Annotated in this window: 2 protein-coding genes; one reads left to right on the plus strand and one right to left on the minus strand. The window is 47.7% G+C overall.

Going from position 1 to position 650, the window contains the following annotated elements; all coding sequences use genetic code 11:
- Nucleotides 1–510: GGDEF domain-containing protein (locus tag AB4486_RS22830; RefSeq protein ID WP_372118772.1), on the plus strand; the 510-nt coding region annotated here is incomplete at its 5' end.
- Between the two features lie 28 nt (nt 511–538).
- On the opposite strand, the gene AB4486_RS22835 is transcribed toward AB4486_RS22830, so the two are convergent.
- A partial coding sequence (locus AB4486_RS22835; protein ID WP_372118775.1) for an AraC family transcriptional regulator occupies nt 539–650 on the minus strand: 112 nt, incomplete at its 5' end.

Raw genomic sequence — 650 nt, forward strand, 5'->3', positions numbered from 1 at the left:
TTAAGAATGCTGGTGGAAACAGATTCGCTTACAGGGTGTTGGAACCGACGCCGTTTCGATAAAGATCTAAACCACTACTCAAACCTCGCGGAGCGTTACGGTTACACGCATTCTTGTCTCGCGCTGATCGACTTGGACCACTTTAAATCCATTAACGATAATCACGGCCATGACCAGGGTGACGCGGCACTTAAAGAGGTCGCAGAACTATTGAGAAACAACAGTCGTGATACTGACATTGTGGCTCGTGTTGGTGGTGAAGAGTTTACCATCTTAATGCCAGAAACCAACTTGGCCGATGCGTTTGAAGCCATGTATCGATTGAAAGAAGTGATTACCAAAGGGACTACATTGAACCTGACAGTGAGCAGCGGTGTGTCTGAAATACAGGCGCAAGCTGAAGCGACCTATCGCAGTGCGGACAGGGCGCTTTATCGTGCCAAGGGAAATGGTCGAAATAGGGTATGTAGTTCGAGTTCAGGCATCCCAGCCCCGATTGTGCTTGGGTAATCTATTTAACTAACGAACTTAACGGTGTCTAAGCCGAGATTGATCGTTGGTATATCTTCGGCGTAAGGCCAGACACACGTTTAAAGGCTCTCGAGAAATGCGAGATGTTGGTGTAACCCAGTTGGCTAGAGATGTAAGTC

Source organism: Vibrio sp. 10N.222.55.C6, assembly GCF_041473395.1.
GTDB lineage: Bacteria > Pseudomonadota > Gammaproteobacteria > Enterobacterales > Vibrionaceae > Vibrio > Vibrio crassostreae_C.